The sequence below is a fragment of the Gloeothece verrucosa PCC 7822 genome, from assembly GCF_000147335.1.
Classification (GTDB): Bacteria; Cyanobacteriota; Cyanobacteriia; order Cyanobacteriales; family Microcystaceae; genus Gloeothece; species Gloeothece verrucosa.
Genome location: NC_014501.1, coordinates 2,315,692 through 2,330,629, shown reverse-complemented (window position 1 = coordinate 2,330,629; position 14,938 = coordinate 2,315,692). Strand labels below are relative to the sequence as shown.

General features: G+C 41.9%; 9 protein-coding genes. 6 read left to right on the top strand and 3 right to left on the bottom strand.

What is annotated here, in order from left to right:
• Positions 1 to 77 precede the first annotated feature (77 nt).
• A complete protein-coding gene (locus CYAN7822_RS10220; RefSeq protein ID WP_041933200.1) occupies positions 78 to 2,195 on the top strand; it encodes a serine/threonine protein kinase in 2,118 nt (705 codons plus the stop codon).
• A 12-nt stretch (positions 2,196 to 2,207) separates the two neighbouring features.
• Here the strand turns inward: CYAN7822_RS10220 and CYAN7822_RS10215 are convergent, their stop codons facing one another.
• From CYAN7822_RS10215 to CYAN7822_RS10200, 3 genes are all read right to left on the bottom strand, one after another.
• Positions 2,208 to 3,884 carry a serine/threonine-protein kinase gene (locus tag CYAN7822_RS10215; RefSeq protein ID WP_013322181.1) on the bottom strand — a complete coding sequence of 559 codons (1,677 nt, stop codon included), beginning with the start codon at positions 3,882 to 3,884 and terminating at the stop codon, positions 2,208 to 2,210.
• A gap of 350 nt (positions 3,885 to 4,234) precedes the next feature.
• On the bottom strand, positions 4,235 to 4,810 hold the full coding sequence (locus CYAN7822_RS10205) for a Uma2 family endonuclease (RefSeq protein WP_013322179.1): 576 nt from the start codon (positions 4,808 to 4,810) through the stop codon (positions 4,235 to 4,237).
• 87 nt (positions 4,811 to 4,897) lie between these two features.
• A complete protein-coding gene (locus CYAN7822_RS10200) occupies positions 4,898 to 5,500 on the bottom strand; it encodes a hypothetical protein (protein ID WP_013322178.1) in 603 nt (200 codons plus the stop codon).
• Between the two features lie 147 nt (positions 5,501 to 5,647).
• On the opposite strand from CYAN7822_RS10200, the gene CYAN7822_RS10195 reads away from it, so the two are divergent.
• From CYAN7822_RS10195 to gcvP, 5 genes are all read left to right on the top strand, one after another.
• Positions 5,648 to 6,772, top strand: coding sequence for an EndoU domain-containing protein (locus tag CYAN7822_RS10195; protein WP_245602722.1), 1,125 nt, complete (start codon positions 5,648 to 5,650; stop codon positions 6,770 to 6,772).
• 157 nt (positions 6,773 to 6,929) lie between these two features.
• Complete coding sequence (gene pheT, locus CYAN7822_RS10190; protein WP_013322176.1) at positions 6,930 to 9,359, top strand: phenylalanine--tRNA ligase subunit beta; 2,430 nt, start codon at positions 6,930 to 6,932, stop codon at positions 9,357 to 9,359.
• A 173-nt stretch (positions 9,360 to 9,532) separates the two neighbouring features.
• Positions 9,533 to 10,381 (top strand): PEP-CTERM sorting domain-containing protein, encoded by an 849-nt coding sequence (locus CYAN7822_RS10185; RefSeq protein WP_041933198.1) that lies wholly within the window; start codon positions 9,533 to 9,535, stop codon positions 10,379 to 10,381.
• A 636-nt stretch (positions 10,382 to 11,017) separates the two neighbouring features.
• Positions 11,018 to 11,710 carry a PEP-CTERM sorting domain-containing protein gene (locus CYAN7822_RS39390; RefSeq protein WP_013322174.1) on the top strand — a complete coding sequence of 231 codons (693 nt, stop codon included), beginning with the start codon at positions 11,018 to 11,020 and terminating at the stop codon, positions 11,708 to 11,710.
• A 278-nt stretch (positions 11,711 to 11,988) separates the two neighbouring features.
• Positions 11,989 to 14,928: an aminomethyl-transferring glycine dehydrogenase gene (gcvP, locus tag CYAN7822_RS10175; protein ID WP_013322173.1), complete on the top strand. Its 2,940-nt coding sequence runs from the start codon at positions 11,989 to 11,991 to the stop codon at positions 14,926 to 14,928.
• Positions 14,929 to 14,938 lie beyond the last annotated feature (10 nt).

Below are 14,938 nucleotides of genomic sequence, written 5' to 3'. Positions count from 1 at the left end.
ACCCGAGAAAATAATTTCTTGAGAAATCGTCTATTAATTTATGTATATTGTAGAATGAACTTTTATTACTGGTTTTGATGAACCATTCCATGCACTTAGGAGTCGTCTTAAATGAGCGCTATCGCACATTGCGACAGTTGGGACATAGTAGCGTAGGGTCTACCTATCTCGTTGAAGATACCCATCGCTTTGATGAATTGTGTGTTGTTAAAGAATTAATTCCTCAACTTGAACATCCTGAACAACTCCAAAAAATTGAGGAACTCTTTGAACGAGAAGCTAAAGTTCTCTATAAGCTGCAACATCCCCAAATTCCTCGTTTCCGAGAACTGTTTCGACACCAAAAGCGGCTATTTTTGGTTCAAGATTATATTCAAGGGCAAACCTATGGCGACCTCCTCAAAATTCGCGCCTTGCAGGGTCAAACTTTTACTGAAGAGGAAGTGACCCAATTATTAAAAAATCTATTGCCTGTGATCGCCTATATTCATGCGAGAGGGATCATTCATCGAGACATTTGTCCGGATAATATCATTTTACGCCATAGCGATCAATTACCGGTTTTAATCGATTTTGGCAGCGTTAAGCAACTGGCCACCACAGGAACTCATCCCATGTCGAGTCAACCCCTGACGATTGCTGTGGCTACCCAACTCGGACAAATGGGCTATGCTCCCCCGGAACAGATTCAAAGCGGAATCGTCTTTCCTCATAGTGATTTGTACGCCCTAGCTGCTACTGTCTTGGTATTACTTACAGGCAAACCGCCTAGCGAGGTACTTGAAGTCACTAGCCTGAGAACGGACCCAAAACAAGATTTGTTGCTGAGTCCGAAATTAAAAAATCTGCTGTGGAAAATGCTGGCTAAAAATGGGCACGAACGCCCCCAAAATGCAAGGGAAGTTCTGGAAATTCTCAAAGGCACTCAATCTCAACCTGTGCAAGCCGCAGTAATTTCTAGTGATCCAACCCAAGCGACCCTTGTGGTTATGCCGTCGGTGGCTTCTAGTTCCTCTAATGGCTCATCTGTTGTAGCGACTCCAGTAACGCCAGTCACACCGGTAACACCAGTCACTCCAGTAACGCCAGCGAGTGCGGAACGAGCTCCGCACCCCAGTCCAATAACACCCGCCAATTCATCGCTTCCTTCTTCTACGCCCTCACAGCTAAATTCCCTCTCGCTTTCTGAAAATAACTCAACTATGACCTCTACTTCTACCAGAACGGTTAACCCTTTGAATGGCTGTTTGGGAAAATTGATGCTAGTCTTGCTTCTCAGTATAGGTTCGGGAATGATGGGATGGTTAGCCGGTAAGACATGGCTCGATCAAATTACTCAAGGTCACAAAAGTTCAGATTCAAAGACATCTACTGTCTTTACCGATAATTCATCGTCTAAGCCTTCCTCGGGGATCTCAGATCAAGAATGGCAACGGAAAAATGATCTTCAAAATCGTCGACTGAGTTTGGGGATTAATAGCCAATTTTTTTACAACCTAGTGGATCAGGTTTATAACAGTGAATATCCTTCTCAGCAAGGCAAAATGTTGACTAATAAACCCGAAGATGCTGAGTGGCGAGAAAAGTGGGATAAAATTGCCGCACAGTTATTAGATAAATTAAGTTTTTTAAGTGAAGCGGCTCGCCAAAATTTGGGACAGTATAATCAAGCACAACGCGATAGTTGGAAACAGCAAGTTAATCAACTCCATCTCAGTAGCCGCGCTCTTTACGATTTAGCTGACGCTACCTTTTTTTATTATTTTCCTGAGCAAGAAAATCAAGATTTTATTGATAAACCCATTGGTCAAGTTTGGAATGCGATTATTTATAGTAAGCTTCAAGACCTCGACTCCGGAAAAATTTATCAAAAACTGGAACTCGATGAACAGCAATTAGCCACTGAAGCCACTGGAAGACTTGAACCCGGAGAAGGCAACGCTTATGTGGTGCGGCTATCTGCTGCTAAAAATTTTAAAATACAGCTTCAAGCTGACCATGATACTCTTTTTTCTATTTATTCTCCTACAGGTAAAAATAATTTATTAGAAGATTCTAAAGAAACTCAATGGTCTGGTGTGCTGCCTGAAGATGGCTTTTATGAATTGACGATTATCTCCAAATCGAAACAACCTCTTGACTATAAATTGACGATTAGTGAAGATAACTCTTTTTTAAAACCGAATAGCAATTAAGCGGTTGCCTCATTACCAAAATCCGCGTTTTCCACTAGGCATTACGGTTAACCAATTGGTTTTCGCCATAGCGAGTTGTTCTTGAGTGACTTGTGCCTCATATAAATTAGCTCCACATAAATTCGCGGCTTTTAAATTTGCAAATTTAAGATTAGCGCCAGTTAAATCTGCTCCTCGTAAATCGGCTTGTTCTAAATTAGCATAGCCTAAATAAGCTTGCCCTAAATTGGTATTTTTTAAAACAGCTTGACTTAAGTTAGCCCGTCCTAAATCAGCACCGGATAAATCTGTCGATTGTAAATTAGCTCTCACTAATTCGGCTTGATACAAATTAATCCCGGGGATCTTAGCTTTAGATAAATTAATCGCTTTCAATTCTTGTTGGGCAAAATCTCGTCTTCCTTTTTCATAATTATTTAAAAGAGTATGAGCATCAAATCTAGGTTTTTTCTTTAATCCAGCTTGTTCGTTTCCATTTTGTCCCTTGAGCAGATGCGAGGTATGAGCCACCTGAAAATCTATCTGACTACTACGAGGTTGATGTTTATTGAAGTGACTTGACAAAGGCTGTGAAGGCATGGCCGGAGAAGTACGACTCGACACACCGCTACTGACTATGGAGGAATTTTGACGATTCCGCACACTGCTATTGGGCAATGAGGACCTCGTTCCCGATCCTATGCCATTGTTGACTTTAGTGATTAAGCCAGAAGCGCGGCTTTGGGTTGGCATATTAGTTTCTTCGCCTTTACCCGCCATAATCATTCCTTGTTCTAAGGAAAGAGTGTAATCTGTCAGTTCAAGCGCATCTAACACCTCTTGGGCTGATTTATAACGATGGCGAACAGATACCTCGAGCATTTTTTTCAGGACTTCGGCAAAACCGTTGCTGATCTCTACCCAACTTTCCCAAGTTAATTCTCCGGTTTCTGGATCAATACCCATCTCTTTAGGAGATTTCCCGGAAAGTAAATAAATACAAGTTACCCCGACAGCATAAATATCACTGGCATAGACTGGACGCATGGCCATTTGTTCGGGAGGAGCAAAGCCAGCCGTTCCGACAGCAAAAGCTGTAAAGGCAGTCTGTTCTGAATTACTACTGGCTACTACGGTATTAACTTGATTTTTAACGGCTCCAAAATCAATTAAAACCAGCTTTTTATCGGTTTGACGGCGAATTAAATTTGCCGGTTTAATATCTCGGTGAATAACTTTTTGGGCATGAATATATTTTAAAATCGGTAATAATTCTGAGAGAAATTGTTTAACACCAGCTTCACTAAATGGCCCATTCTTTTTAACTTCCTGGTGTAAGTTGTTGCCTTTAACGTATTCTTGAACTAAGTAAAATTGTTGTGCTTCTTCAAAATAGTCTAATAATCTGGGAACTTGAGGATGAACCCCGACTTTGTCTAAAGTTTGGGCTTCTCGGACGAATAACTCTTTTGCCATGCGGAAAACATTGGGGTCATCCGAAGATGGCCTGAGTTGTTTGACGACACATAAGGGTTTGCTGGGAATTTTTGTATCTATAGTAGCAAAAGTCGCTCCGAACCCTCCTTTACCAAGAATGCCAAGTACCTGATAGCGATCGCGCAATAAGAGTTTGGAACCGCAGGCTTGACAAACGACGACATTATCAGGGTTTTTCGGATTACTACAGGAAGGATTGACGCAGTAGCTCATGCAAGGTCACCAAAGATTGCTGTGTCCAAATGGAAGTGAAAATAGGATTTCAAAAAGCGGGTTAGTTTGGCCCAGGGATTTTTTGGAATCTAATCTTATAATGCCCGAAAATTCGCTTAATTTAACAACTTCTCTTAGATATTTATTTTTATAAAAGTAGTTAGACTCGAGAGAAGCTTCATTAACAGACTGTGATACACCTTCCATAATACCATACTTTAGATAGAGGCGTTTCAGTAAATTAATGAGAGATAATATATAGTTTTAATAAAATTGCCCTAAGATTCAGAACATATACGCATAAAAGAGCTTAATGCCAGTGCAGGAACTAAAGAGGCAGCATCCAAACCTCAAAGCTTCAGCCAACTAAAAATATCCTTGACTTTTAGATTGAGTTGTGTTAGAAAATCCGGAACAGGAAGCTGTCGATCTTCTTCTTCAAAAAATAGGGGTTGTTGTTGGGGTGGAAAAATTAACAGTGAATGCACTTGAGGATCGATTAACCATCCTAATTTACAGCCGCAATTGAGGCAATGTAAAATTTTGTTGGTGACTCGAGATTGATTTTGCTCAGGGGAGAGAATTTCAATAATCCAGTCTGGAGAGGTAGCAACCACATTGGCAATATCTCCATTGTCATCTTTGGGTATGTTCTCCCATTTTAAGACGGCTACATCAGGAACAATAGATTGGCCTCCAAAGCTACAACGTAACTCGGGTAAGGCTAAAGCAATGCGTTCAGTTTCGGCGATAGCATTGATGGTTGTGACTAATTTACCTTGTATTCTACTGTGTTTTCCTTGAGGCATCGGTTTTTGAATAATTTTACCATCGAGGTATTCGCTCTCCGGTTGGGTTTCTGGGAGTTTGAGGAATTCCTCTAAGGAGAGTGCAGGTTTAGCGGTTTGTATCATGAGTTTGACCATCTGAGCAATTTTCGGGTTGATGTTTATATTGTAAATTTGATCCCCCCCAATCCTTAAAAAGGCTTTAATCAGGGGGCAATCAATTGATTAATCAGTATCCGTAACAGATAATAACCAAAGTTGATTATTACCCTTATCAATACCCAACCAAGTCATATCCCAAGCAACAGCACCAAACCAATTTGACCAAGGTTCATAACTCACATAAATTTTCACTTCATCATAGCGATCACCAAAAAGAGCGGCAGAAAAATTACCTCCTAAAGTTTTCGCTTCTTTAGCAGAACCTTTAAATTTATTGTAAGCGCCGCCCTTGAAGAGAACCTTGGCTAATTCTCCATCAAAGGTAAATGCACTGCTATCATCTTTTAAATTTAGAGAAGACTTTAAGCTAGTCTCAATCTCTAATGAAGGTAAAGCTTCCCTTACCGCAGTCCGGGTGATACATTGGTCAAAAAAATTAATCTCCTTTAAGCGATTATGAGAAGAAAACCAATCAAATACAGGGTGATTAGATAACTGAAATCGAGCAAACTCTGCGCCACCATTAGCATAAATCTCCCGAAACTTTTGCAACAGTTGAATAATAGCCGGCTGGTCTAAGGGACTAGGTATAACTTCCAATTCCCTAAACATTTGCTCGATCTCTTCCTGTGAAGGGCGGTTTTGTCGTCGATTTATGGTGGTCATTAAGCGGAACTCCTTTATAACTTATTTAGGTAAAATTTAGGTTATGTTATCTATGTCCTCTGACTTTAATAAAAAAAAAGTTAATATATCCTCAGTACCATTAACCTTACACTATTAAATGGTATCTCTGCTCGTTTAAGCCAGAAGATGAAAAAAACAACCTTGCTATCTTCCATGAAAAAATTGAAATCTGTCCTTTGTCTAACTTTATTAGCCGGACTAATTTCTCTGATCATTTTACCGAGTGCCGCTTGGGCACAAACACCCTATACGGGTAGATTCACTCTCACTCAACCTTGTAACGGTACTACTTCCATTAGTGGGAAAAATCCCATCCCTTTAGAAACATCTATCCCCTACGAAGCAGTGGGACTAAATAAACAAGATAATCCTACTTATGTTTACATCAAGATTCCCAATTCAACCAATCATTGGGTCGCTTTAACCTGTGGGGAACTCAATCCGGCTTTAGCCACTTCTACAGAGAGCAATCCTTCAGAAACGGGAACTACCACTGGGGAAAGCGGCAGCCAACCAACCGCATTTATTCCTTTTTTTGACGATAATTCTGATGGTTTGTTCAATAGGCAACATCAAGACATTACCCCTATTCCTCGTGCATTGAATGATTTTGATCTGGCGATCGTTGAACTCTGTGGCCAGCCGGGTAAAGTCGTTAGTGAGAACGAATTTAAATCAACTCTAAATAACTTTCCCGGCGTTCTAGCTAATATCAAAGAATATGTAGGAGGTTCTTTAGAAGAAGGACGTACTTCTGATGATGAATTCCTGGATGATTTAACCGATGTTTGGTTTAAGGTCAAGGGTTTTGATCATGTATTTTGTGGTGAACCTGGTAGAGGTATTGGCGGATTACACTTTGCAGGACGCTACTTAGATTTGCAACAAAAAAATTTAGCTGGCATTTTACCCAGGAGTATTCCTAACGCAGAAATTCAAGAGGGAGCAGTTTATACCCTAGGTGTAGAACTGCAACTCGGCGACCGTAAAGTTAGCGCCCCGATCAAAGGTTATGCTTATACCCTCGATGCCGAAGAAATTTTAGAACTGGGTGCTAGAACCTACAAAGATAACCCCAATACAGACTCAACAAATATAGCTTGTTTAGTAGGAATTACAGACGAAGGGCAGACTTTTGAAAACGTTTTTGTCGCTCGTGAAGGGGCAATTCGTACTTTCTATAGTGATGCTAGTCCGGATTTTGGTCGTACTGGTGAATGCAATGTTGATAATTATGAGACTCCTACCTAGGCTCGTTGAAATAGCGAAAGCGCCTAGGAAAAGATTAATAAACTAGAGTATTGCTACAGTTGCCACTCATTTTGAATGGGTGGCTAAATCGCCTAAATACAGAATAATAGGTCAGTACAGGTTAAACTGATAACTGGTCACTGATAAGAAAGAGAAGATGCGAATCTCTATTAATTGGCTGCGGGAATTAGTCGATATCACCTTAACTCCAGAGGAGTTAGCGGAAACCTTAACCATTGCAGGTATAGAAGTTGAAGAGATAGAAGATCGTCGTCAACAAGCGGACGGGGTAGTCATCGGAAAAATTCTCAAACGAGAACCCCATCCCAATGCGGATAAATTAAGTGTGTGTGAAGTGGATATCGGAGGAGAGTCTACCTCTACAATTGTCTGTGGGGCACCCAATGCAAGAGCAGATATTTTTGTTGCTGTCGCCACCCCCGGAACCTATTTACCTGCCGTAGATCTCAAAATTAAACCGGCTAAACTGCGCGGCGTTCGTTCAGAAGGCATGATTTGCTCTTTGGCTGAGTTAGGATTAACCAAAGAGTCTGAAGGAATTCATATATTTTCACAAAAGAATTTAGAATTAGGTTCTGATGTCCGTCCCTTATTAGGGTTAGATGATGTGATTTTAGATATCTCTCCTACCGCTAACCGCGCGGATGCCTTGAGTATGGTGGGAGTAGCACGAGAAGTCGCCGCCTTAACCGGTGCGGCCTTAAACCTTCCTCAACCCCCCGACTTATCTATCCCCTCTAAAAAAGGCAGTTTAAGTCTAGAGGTGGATGATGGGGTAGCTTGTCCGGCTTATATGGGTACGGTGATAGAAGGCGTTAAAATTGCTCCCTCTCCCCAATGGTTACAAAAACGCTTAGAAGCGGCAGGGGTTCGTCCGATTAATAATGTGGTGGATGTCACCAATTATGTATTACTAGAATGGGGACAGCCGCTTCATGCTTTTGACCGGGAACGCTTGAAAACCGTAGGCAAGGGCAAAAGTTTAAGTATAGGGGTCAGATTTGCCCGTGAAAAAGAAGAAATTAAAACCCTCGATGGTCAAACTCGCTCTCTGGTTCCCCAAAATTTACTCATTACCAGTAATGATGTTCCGGTTGCCATCGCTGGCGTGATGGGAGGAGAAGAAACCGAGGTTTATGAAGGCACGGAAAATCTTGTTTTAGAAGCGGCACTATTTGATCCGATCACCATTCGTCGGTCTTCAAAATCTCAAGGGTTACGCAGTGAATCTTCTGCCCGATATGAGCGCGGCGTGAACCAAATTGAGTTAGACTTAGCTTGTGCTAGGGCCATCTCTTTGATTACGGAAATAGCGGGAGGTAAGGCGGTTCATCAAGTGATTGCCGATGCTAGACCCGATCAACAAACTCGTTCGATCGAATTGCGTTTAGAAAGACTACAGCAAATTTTAGGTAATGTCAAAACATCCGACGGAATAGGTGTTGTAGAAGCGGCAGATGTAGAACGTATTTTAACCGATCTCGGTTGCCAGTTAACACCGATTAAAACTGATGTTTGGACGGTGACAGTACCCTCTTATCGCTATCGGGACTTAGAAAGAGAAATAGATCTCATTGAAGAAGTTGCCCGCTTGTATGGTTATGATCATTTCTGTGATACTCTTCCCCGTAAGACAGAACCCGGCGCACTGTCTTTTGAAGAACAATTACAGCGCAAAGTTCGCGCGTTGTTTCGCGGCGTAGGACTCACCGAAGTGGTGCAATATTCCCTGGTGAAACCCGAAAAAGATGAGGTGGTTTTAGCTAACCCCTTATTAGCTGAATATTCGGCCCTCAGAACCAATTTATTAAATGGGTTAATTGATGCTTTTGAGTATAACCAATCTCAAGGAAATGGGGCATTTAATGCTTTTGAAATTGGGCGGATTTTCTATAAGTCAAATGAGGGAATACAGGAACAAGATTCTCTGGCAGGAATTCTCGGCGGCGAGGTGACTCCTCTGGGCCGTTGGACAAGGGGCGGTAAATCTCAACCCATGTCTTGGTATGAAGCAAAAGGCATCTTAGAAAGTGTGTTTGAAGCTTTAGAAATAGTAGTAGAATATCAACCCGACCAAAACGATGAACGTCTTCATCCGGGGCGTACTGCTTCTTTATGGTTAGAGGGGAAACAGTTAGGGATATTTGGACAACTTCATCCTCAACTCCGACAAAAGCGGGGGTTAATTGATGAGGTTTATGCTTTTGAATTAAGTTTTGATCGGTTGTTAGAGGCGCTTAATAAAGATGAGTTAGTCACTCCTCGTTTTCAAGCCTATTCTCCTTTTCCGGCAGTGGCGCGAGATTTAGCTTTTTTTGCACCGATAGATTTATCGGTTTTCCAGTTAGAAAAAGTGATGAAAAAAGCCGGAGGAAGTTTATTAGCTGGCGTGGAATTGTTTGATGAATATAAGGGTCAAAATGTCCCTGAAGGTCAACGGAGTTTGGCGTTTAGTTTGGCTTATCGAGTGGGAGATCGTACCTTAACTGATACGGAGGTTGACCCGGTTCATAATCAGATTCGGGAGGCATTAGTTGAGGAGTTTAAGGTAACTTTACGGAGTTAATACTAAAAGGGCAATTTTACCAGTTGCCCTCAAATTTTTGCCAAATTTTAGCTAAATTATACATCAAGTTATACATTATTCAACGTAAAACTAACTTTAACTCTAACAGCGTGGTTATACACTTAAGGGTGTAATTAAAACTTAATAGGCAAAAACTGAAGAATTTAATGATTATGAATAGTTTTTTTGCTTCTCGCTTCTGGGGGAGTATAGGGATTGCTAGTGCCCTCGCACTAACTTGGCTTCCTTTAATGCCAAAAGCGGCTCAAGCAGCAACCTATACTTTCACCGCAGGGAATATGGATGCTTACAATACCAGTGATGGTCTCGAACCATCTAACCCTAGTCCTGGTGCTGTTGCATTCATCAATAATCTCTACTCTAGTTCAAATATTTCTTGTACAAATAATCCTTTATGCCAGATCAGAAATTTTGATCAACCAGGTGCAGATAGACAGTTCATTCATACTTTTAGTTTCTCCAATCTGATAGGAAACATAACTGGTGCTAATTTAGAGATTCGGGTTAGAGCAAGTGCAGGAGGGAGTCAAAATGATGCTATTCACTTATTATTTATTGATTCTTTAGGAAATTTAGATCCTGTTCGTTGGGGTAGCTATTTTGGGAGTGGCAACGGTACACCAAGCAGCAGCGGTACTATATCAACCATTGACCCTAGTCCACCCAGTAACAGCACCAATAGAACAAGCAGCAATCAGACATCAACTTCTACTGTTCCGGGTTTGTTAAATACTTCTTGGACAGCATCACCAACACCAGTTGATCAGACATTTTATCTTGATTTAAGTAGTCTTTCTCCCTTGGCGCTACCAAATACTACAGGTAACTTGATTGCTACTCTCAACACCAAGGGATTTTTAGATGTTTATGTTCAAGATGACACGGAGGTTGATTACATAAAATTAACGGTGGAAACTGTTCCCGAACCTTTTACAATTTTAGGTGCAGGAGTGGCTTTAGGATTTGGGTCTTTGTTTAAGCGGCAAAAAGCCAAAAAGTAATTAAATCAACCGGATTTTATATAACACAAGCGAGAACGGATCAAGCTTAAATCCGGTTGAACGGTGGCTAAACGCTGGCGACAGATGCGGCTAACTCTTCTCGGCGGTTAAGATAGGCTTGTACAGTGTCTTGGTATCGCAGATAATAACCTATTGTGGTGTAAACATCGGATAACGATACAGTTGAGTAACGACTGACAATGGTTTCAGAGGATGTACCATCTTGAAAGGCGCGGATGACTTTTAATCAAGCTATCTAATCAACTTGGCGAACCTCCATTAGAAATAAGAAGACCTTTTTTTCCACGACAATTAGACCTTTTTAGCTAGACAATCATTAATATAAATCTATAATTTATCTCTAACCCAATCCCGAAATGCTCTTAAACTTTGAGTTGTCCCCCTTGTTTTACTCATCTCTAAAAATGCTTCTATACCTTCTTTAGTCGGAAAATTATCAAAAATTAATAAAGAAAGTATGATGCCTAACTTCTAGCATTGCCCTCCATATCGACAAAAAATATTAAATTATACCTAAAGTTATACGTTATTGAAGCAAATACTAACGCTAACTCTAACAGCCTGGCTATAGAGTTATATAAATAGCTCAACTGAAAATTTGGAGACAAATTAAAGATGCCTAAGTTTAACCTCTTTGTTTCAGGGACAGTCTTAGCAAGCGGACTAGCTTCCCTGGCATTAGCGGCTCAACCTATCCAGGCGGCTGAGATTTCAATAACAGGAAGCAATGGAAATTGGTTTTACCAGTACGACAACAGCGAAGAAAATTCACTTACATTGTATGAAAGGGCCACAGACTTAGGTGCTTTCGATGTAGGAATTGCACTGACAGGATATGAACCAAATACCTCTGTAGGGATTCAACTGTTAAAGCTCGTCTATAACTATTCTAAGCTTACCTGGACCGACTTTCATATTACTATAGGGACAGGATTAGGAGATGAATTTACTCAATTAGATCCTAACGGCGATCTTTTTGCGCCAACCGTTGATAATGGTGAAGGTATATCTGCACCTTTTGATCTAGCCTATCTATTTAGTGGAGGCACTCTTGGCTTTGCTAAGGTGACCAATTCAGGAACTTACATTTCTTTTGACCATGGCACTGTTCTTAGTGGCATACTAGGTGTCCAAAACCCTGGTGTGACAGCCCCAGCTTTCTTGTTGAATGTACCTATCGATGCTGACGGAAATGCCTTCTTTACTTTGCGTCAAACCGCAAGCGTTCCTGAACCCTTTACCATTTTAGGTGCAGGAGCGGCTCTCGGCTTTGGCTCTTTCTTTAAACGACTAAAAGCCAAAAAATAATCAACAAGGTTGGTCTATCTACTCAAAAAGTTTTCAGAGTCCAAAGAACTTTTTAACTTTTTCTGAATATTTTTACTTAATATTACTTGCCTTAATAGTCCTCTATTTCAGGGGACTATTCATCTATCTCAAGAATTATTTTTCTCTGTCTACATCATGGAGTGAGTCGATGTTGCATTTTGGGGGCTGGCGGAGTTTATTACAAAATCTTAACAAATTGCGTTAAGATCACCAATAATACCTGCCTAAACCCCTTACAAGATCTCTAATTATCTTCTATGGTTAACTTGGAAATCACCCCCACCGAACCAGCCTCAACCACAGTTTTAGCCGCTACAGATTCATTTGTCAATCGGCATATCGGCCCCAACCGCCAAGAAATTGCACAAATGCTCTCTATTTTAGGGCTTTCTACCCTAGATGAATTAGTCGATAAAACCGTTCCCGCCGCCATTCGTCTGGAAAGAAAACTCAATTTACCGCCCGCACAAAGCGAATATGCGGCTTTAACTCAATTAAAATCTATTGCTTCAAAAAATAAAGTTTATCGTTCTTATATAGGCATGGGATACTATGACTGTATCACGCCGCCGGTTATAGTTCGCAATATATTAGAAAATCCTGGATGGTACACCGCTTATACCCCCTATCAAGCTGAAATTGCCCAAGGACGACTCGAAGCTTTACTCAACTTCCAAACCATGATTATTGAGTTAACGGGTTTGGAAATAGCTAACGCTTCTCTTCTCGATGAAGGAACCGCCGCCGCCGAAGCTATGAGCATGAGTTACGGTTTGTGTAAAAATAAAAATGCTCATGCCTTTTTTGTCTCTAGCGGCTGTCATCCCCAAACTATTGAAGTTATTAAAACTCGGGCCTATCCCCTCGGTATAGAAATTATTATCGGCGATCATCATAACTTTGATTTTGAAACCCCTATCTTTGGGGCGCTGCTTCAATATCCCGCTACTGACGGCACGATCTACAACTACCGCGAGTTTATCACGAAAGCCCATCAAGCCGGCGCATTAGTGACTGTTGCGGCAGACCTCCTCAGTTTAGCCCTACTCACACCCCCTGGCGAATTTGGGGCAGATATTGCGGTAGGAAGTGCCCAGAGGTTCGGTGTGCCGATGGGATACGGGGGACCTCATGCGGCTTATTTTGCTACCAAAGACGCTTATAAGCGGCAAATACCGGGGCGTATTATTGGGGTTTCCAAAGACGCACAGGGTAAACCGGCTTTACGCTTGGCCCTCCAAACCCGAGAACAACATATTAGACGGGATAAAGCGACCAGTAATATTTGTACTGCCCAAGTGTTACTCGCGGTGATGGCGGCGATGTATGCGGTTTATCATGGTCCACAGGGTATTAAACAAATTGCCACACGGGTACATCAGTTAACGGTTATTCTGGCCACCGGGTTAAAACACCTGAAATATTCTATTGAGTCAGAACCGTTTTTTGATACCCTTCATGTAAGGGTGGGAGAACAGAAGGCGAAAACCATGATCGAAACTGCCCAGAAACATCACATTAATTTGCGTTTCCTGGATGATGCGGCAGTGGGTATCAGTTTAGATGAAACCACAACCCTACAAGATGTGATCCAATTGTGGCAAATTTTCGCCGGACAAGATGAATTACCTTTTACCGTAGAAGAAATTGCCAAGTCTGCTAAATTTGAATTTCCTGAAGCGTTAAAGCGTACCAGTGACTATCTTACCGACCCGGTGTTCAATAAATATCACTCGGAAACGGAATTATTACGTTACCTGCATCAACTCGAAAGCAAGGACTTAGCCCTCAATACTTCCATGATTCCCTTGGGGTCTTGTACCATGAAGTTAAATGCTACCGCCGAAATGATACCGGTGACTTGGCCAGAATTTGGTAAATTGCATCCCTTTGTCCCCCTTTCTCAAGGGGAAGGGTATCAGATACTTTTCCAACAGTTAGAAACATGGTTAGCGCAAATTACAGGGTTTGATGCTATTTCGTTACAACCTAATGCCGGTTCTCAAGGGGAATATGCCGGCTTGCAAGTTATTCGCAAGTATCACGAAACCCGAGGCGACAAGGACCGCAACATCTGTTTAATTCCTGAGTCGGCGCATGGGACAAACCCCGCTAGTGCGGTGATGTGCGGCATGAAAGTAGTGGCGGTAAAATGTGATAAGGAGGGCAATATTGACTTAGATGACCTTCGCGCAAAAGCCGAAAAACACAGCCAGAATTTAGCGGCTATTATGGTGACTTATCCTTCTACTCATGGGGTATTTGAAGAGGGAATTATCGATATCTGTAACATCATCCACCAACACGGGGGACAGGTGTATATGGATGGGGCGAATATGAACGCCCAAGTGGGGTTATGTCGTCCGGCGGAATTTGGCGCTGATGTGTGTCACCTGAATTTACATAAGACTTTCTGTATTCCTCATGGGGGTGGTGGCCCCGGTATGGGACCCATTGGGGTTAAGTCTCATTTAGCCCCATTTTTACCGGATGTATCCCTAGTTCTGGGGCAGTTGACCGGAGAACAGGGACAATGGCAAGATACTATTGGGGCTATTTCTGCCGCGCCTTGGGGCAGTGCAAGTATCCTGGTGATATCTTGGATGTATATTGCGATGATGGGGGCAGAAGGGTTAACTGAGGCGACTAAGGTGGCTATCCTTAATGCTAATTATATTGCTAAGCGTTTAGAACCTTTTTATCCTGTGCTGTATAAGGGAACTTCAGGGTTAGTGGCCCATGAATGTATTATTGATCTACATCCTTTGAAAAAACGGGCAGATATTGAGGTGGAGGATGTGGCTAAACGGTTGATGGACTTCGGTTTCCATGCGCCTACGGTGTCTTGGCCGGTGATGGGAACTATTATGGTAGAACCGACGGAAAGTGAGTCTAAGGAGGAATTAGACCGTTTTTGTGAGGCGATGATTACTATTTATGAGGAGGCAAAAGCCATAGAAGAGGGTAAGATTGATCCTAAAAATAATCCTCTTAAAAATGCGCCTCATACGGCTGAAGTGTTGATTTGTGGTGAGTGGAACCGTCCTTATTCAAGGGAAGTTGCGGCTTATCCTGCCCCCTGGACTAAGCAATATAAATTCTGGCCGGCTGTGGGACGAATTGATAATGCTTATGGGGATAGAAATTTGGTCTGTTCTTGTGAAGGGATGGACGCTTATAAGAACCCTACACCCTGAAGGGTGGGGC

Bases quoted from the DNA above. Each gene is read 5' to 3' on its own strand.
- CYAN7822_RS10220 (WP_041933200.1), top strand. From the start codon at position 78: ATGAACCATTCCATGCACTTAGGAGTCGTCTTAAATGAGCGCTATCGC.
- CYAN7822_RS10215 (WP_013322181.1), bottom strand. From the start codon at position 3,884: ATGAGCTACTGCGTCAATCCTTCCTGTAGTAATCCGAAAAACCCTGAT.
- CYAN7822_RS10205 (WP_013322179.1), bottom strand. From the start codon at position 4,810: ATGGTCAAACTCATGATACAAACCGCTAAACCTGCACTCTCCTTAGAG.
- CYAN7822_RS10200 (WP_013322178.1), bottom strand. From the start codon at position 5,500: ATGACCACCATAAATCGACGACAAAACCGCCCTTCACAGGAAGAGATC.
- CYAN7822_RS10195 (WP_245602722.1), top strand. From the start codon at position 5,648: ATGAAAAAAACAACCTTGCTATCTTCCATGAAAAAATTGAAATCTGTC.
- pheT (WP_013322176.1), top strand. From the start codon at position 6,930: ATGCGAATCTCTATTAATTGGCTGCGGGAATTAGTCGATATCACCTTA.
- CYAN7822_RS10185 (WP_041933198.1), top strand. From the start codon at position 9,533: ATGAATAGTTTTTTTGCTTCTCGCTTCTGGGGGAGTATAGGGATTGCT.
- CYAN7822_RS39390 (WP_013322174.1), top strand. From the start codon at position 11,018: ATGCCTAAGTTTAACCTCTTTGTTTCAGGGACAGTCTTAGCAAGCGGA.
- gcvP (WP_013322173.1), top strand. From the start codon at position 11,989: ATGGTTAACTTGGAAATCACCCCCACCGAACCAGCCTCAACCACAGTT.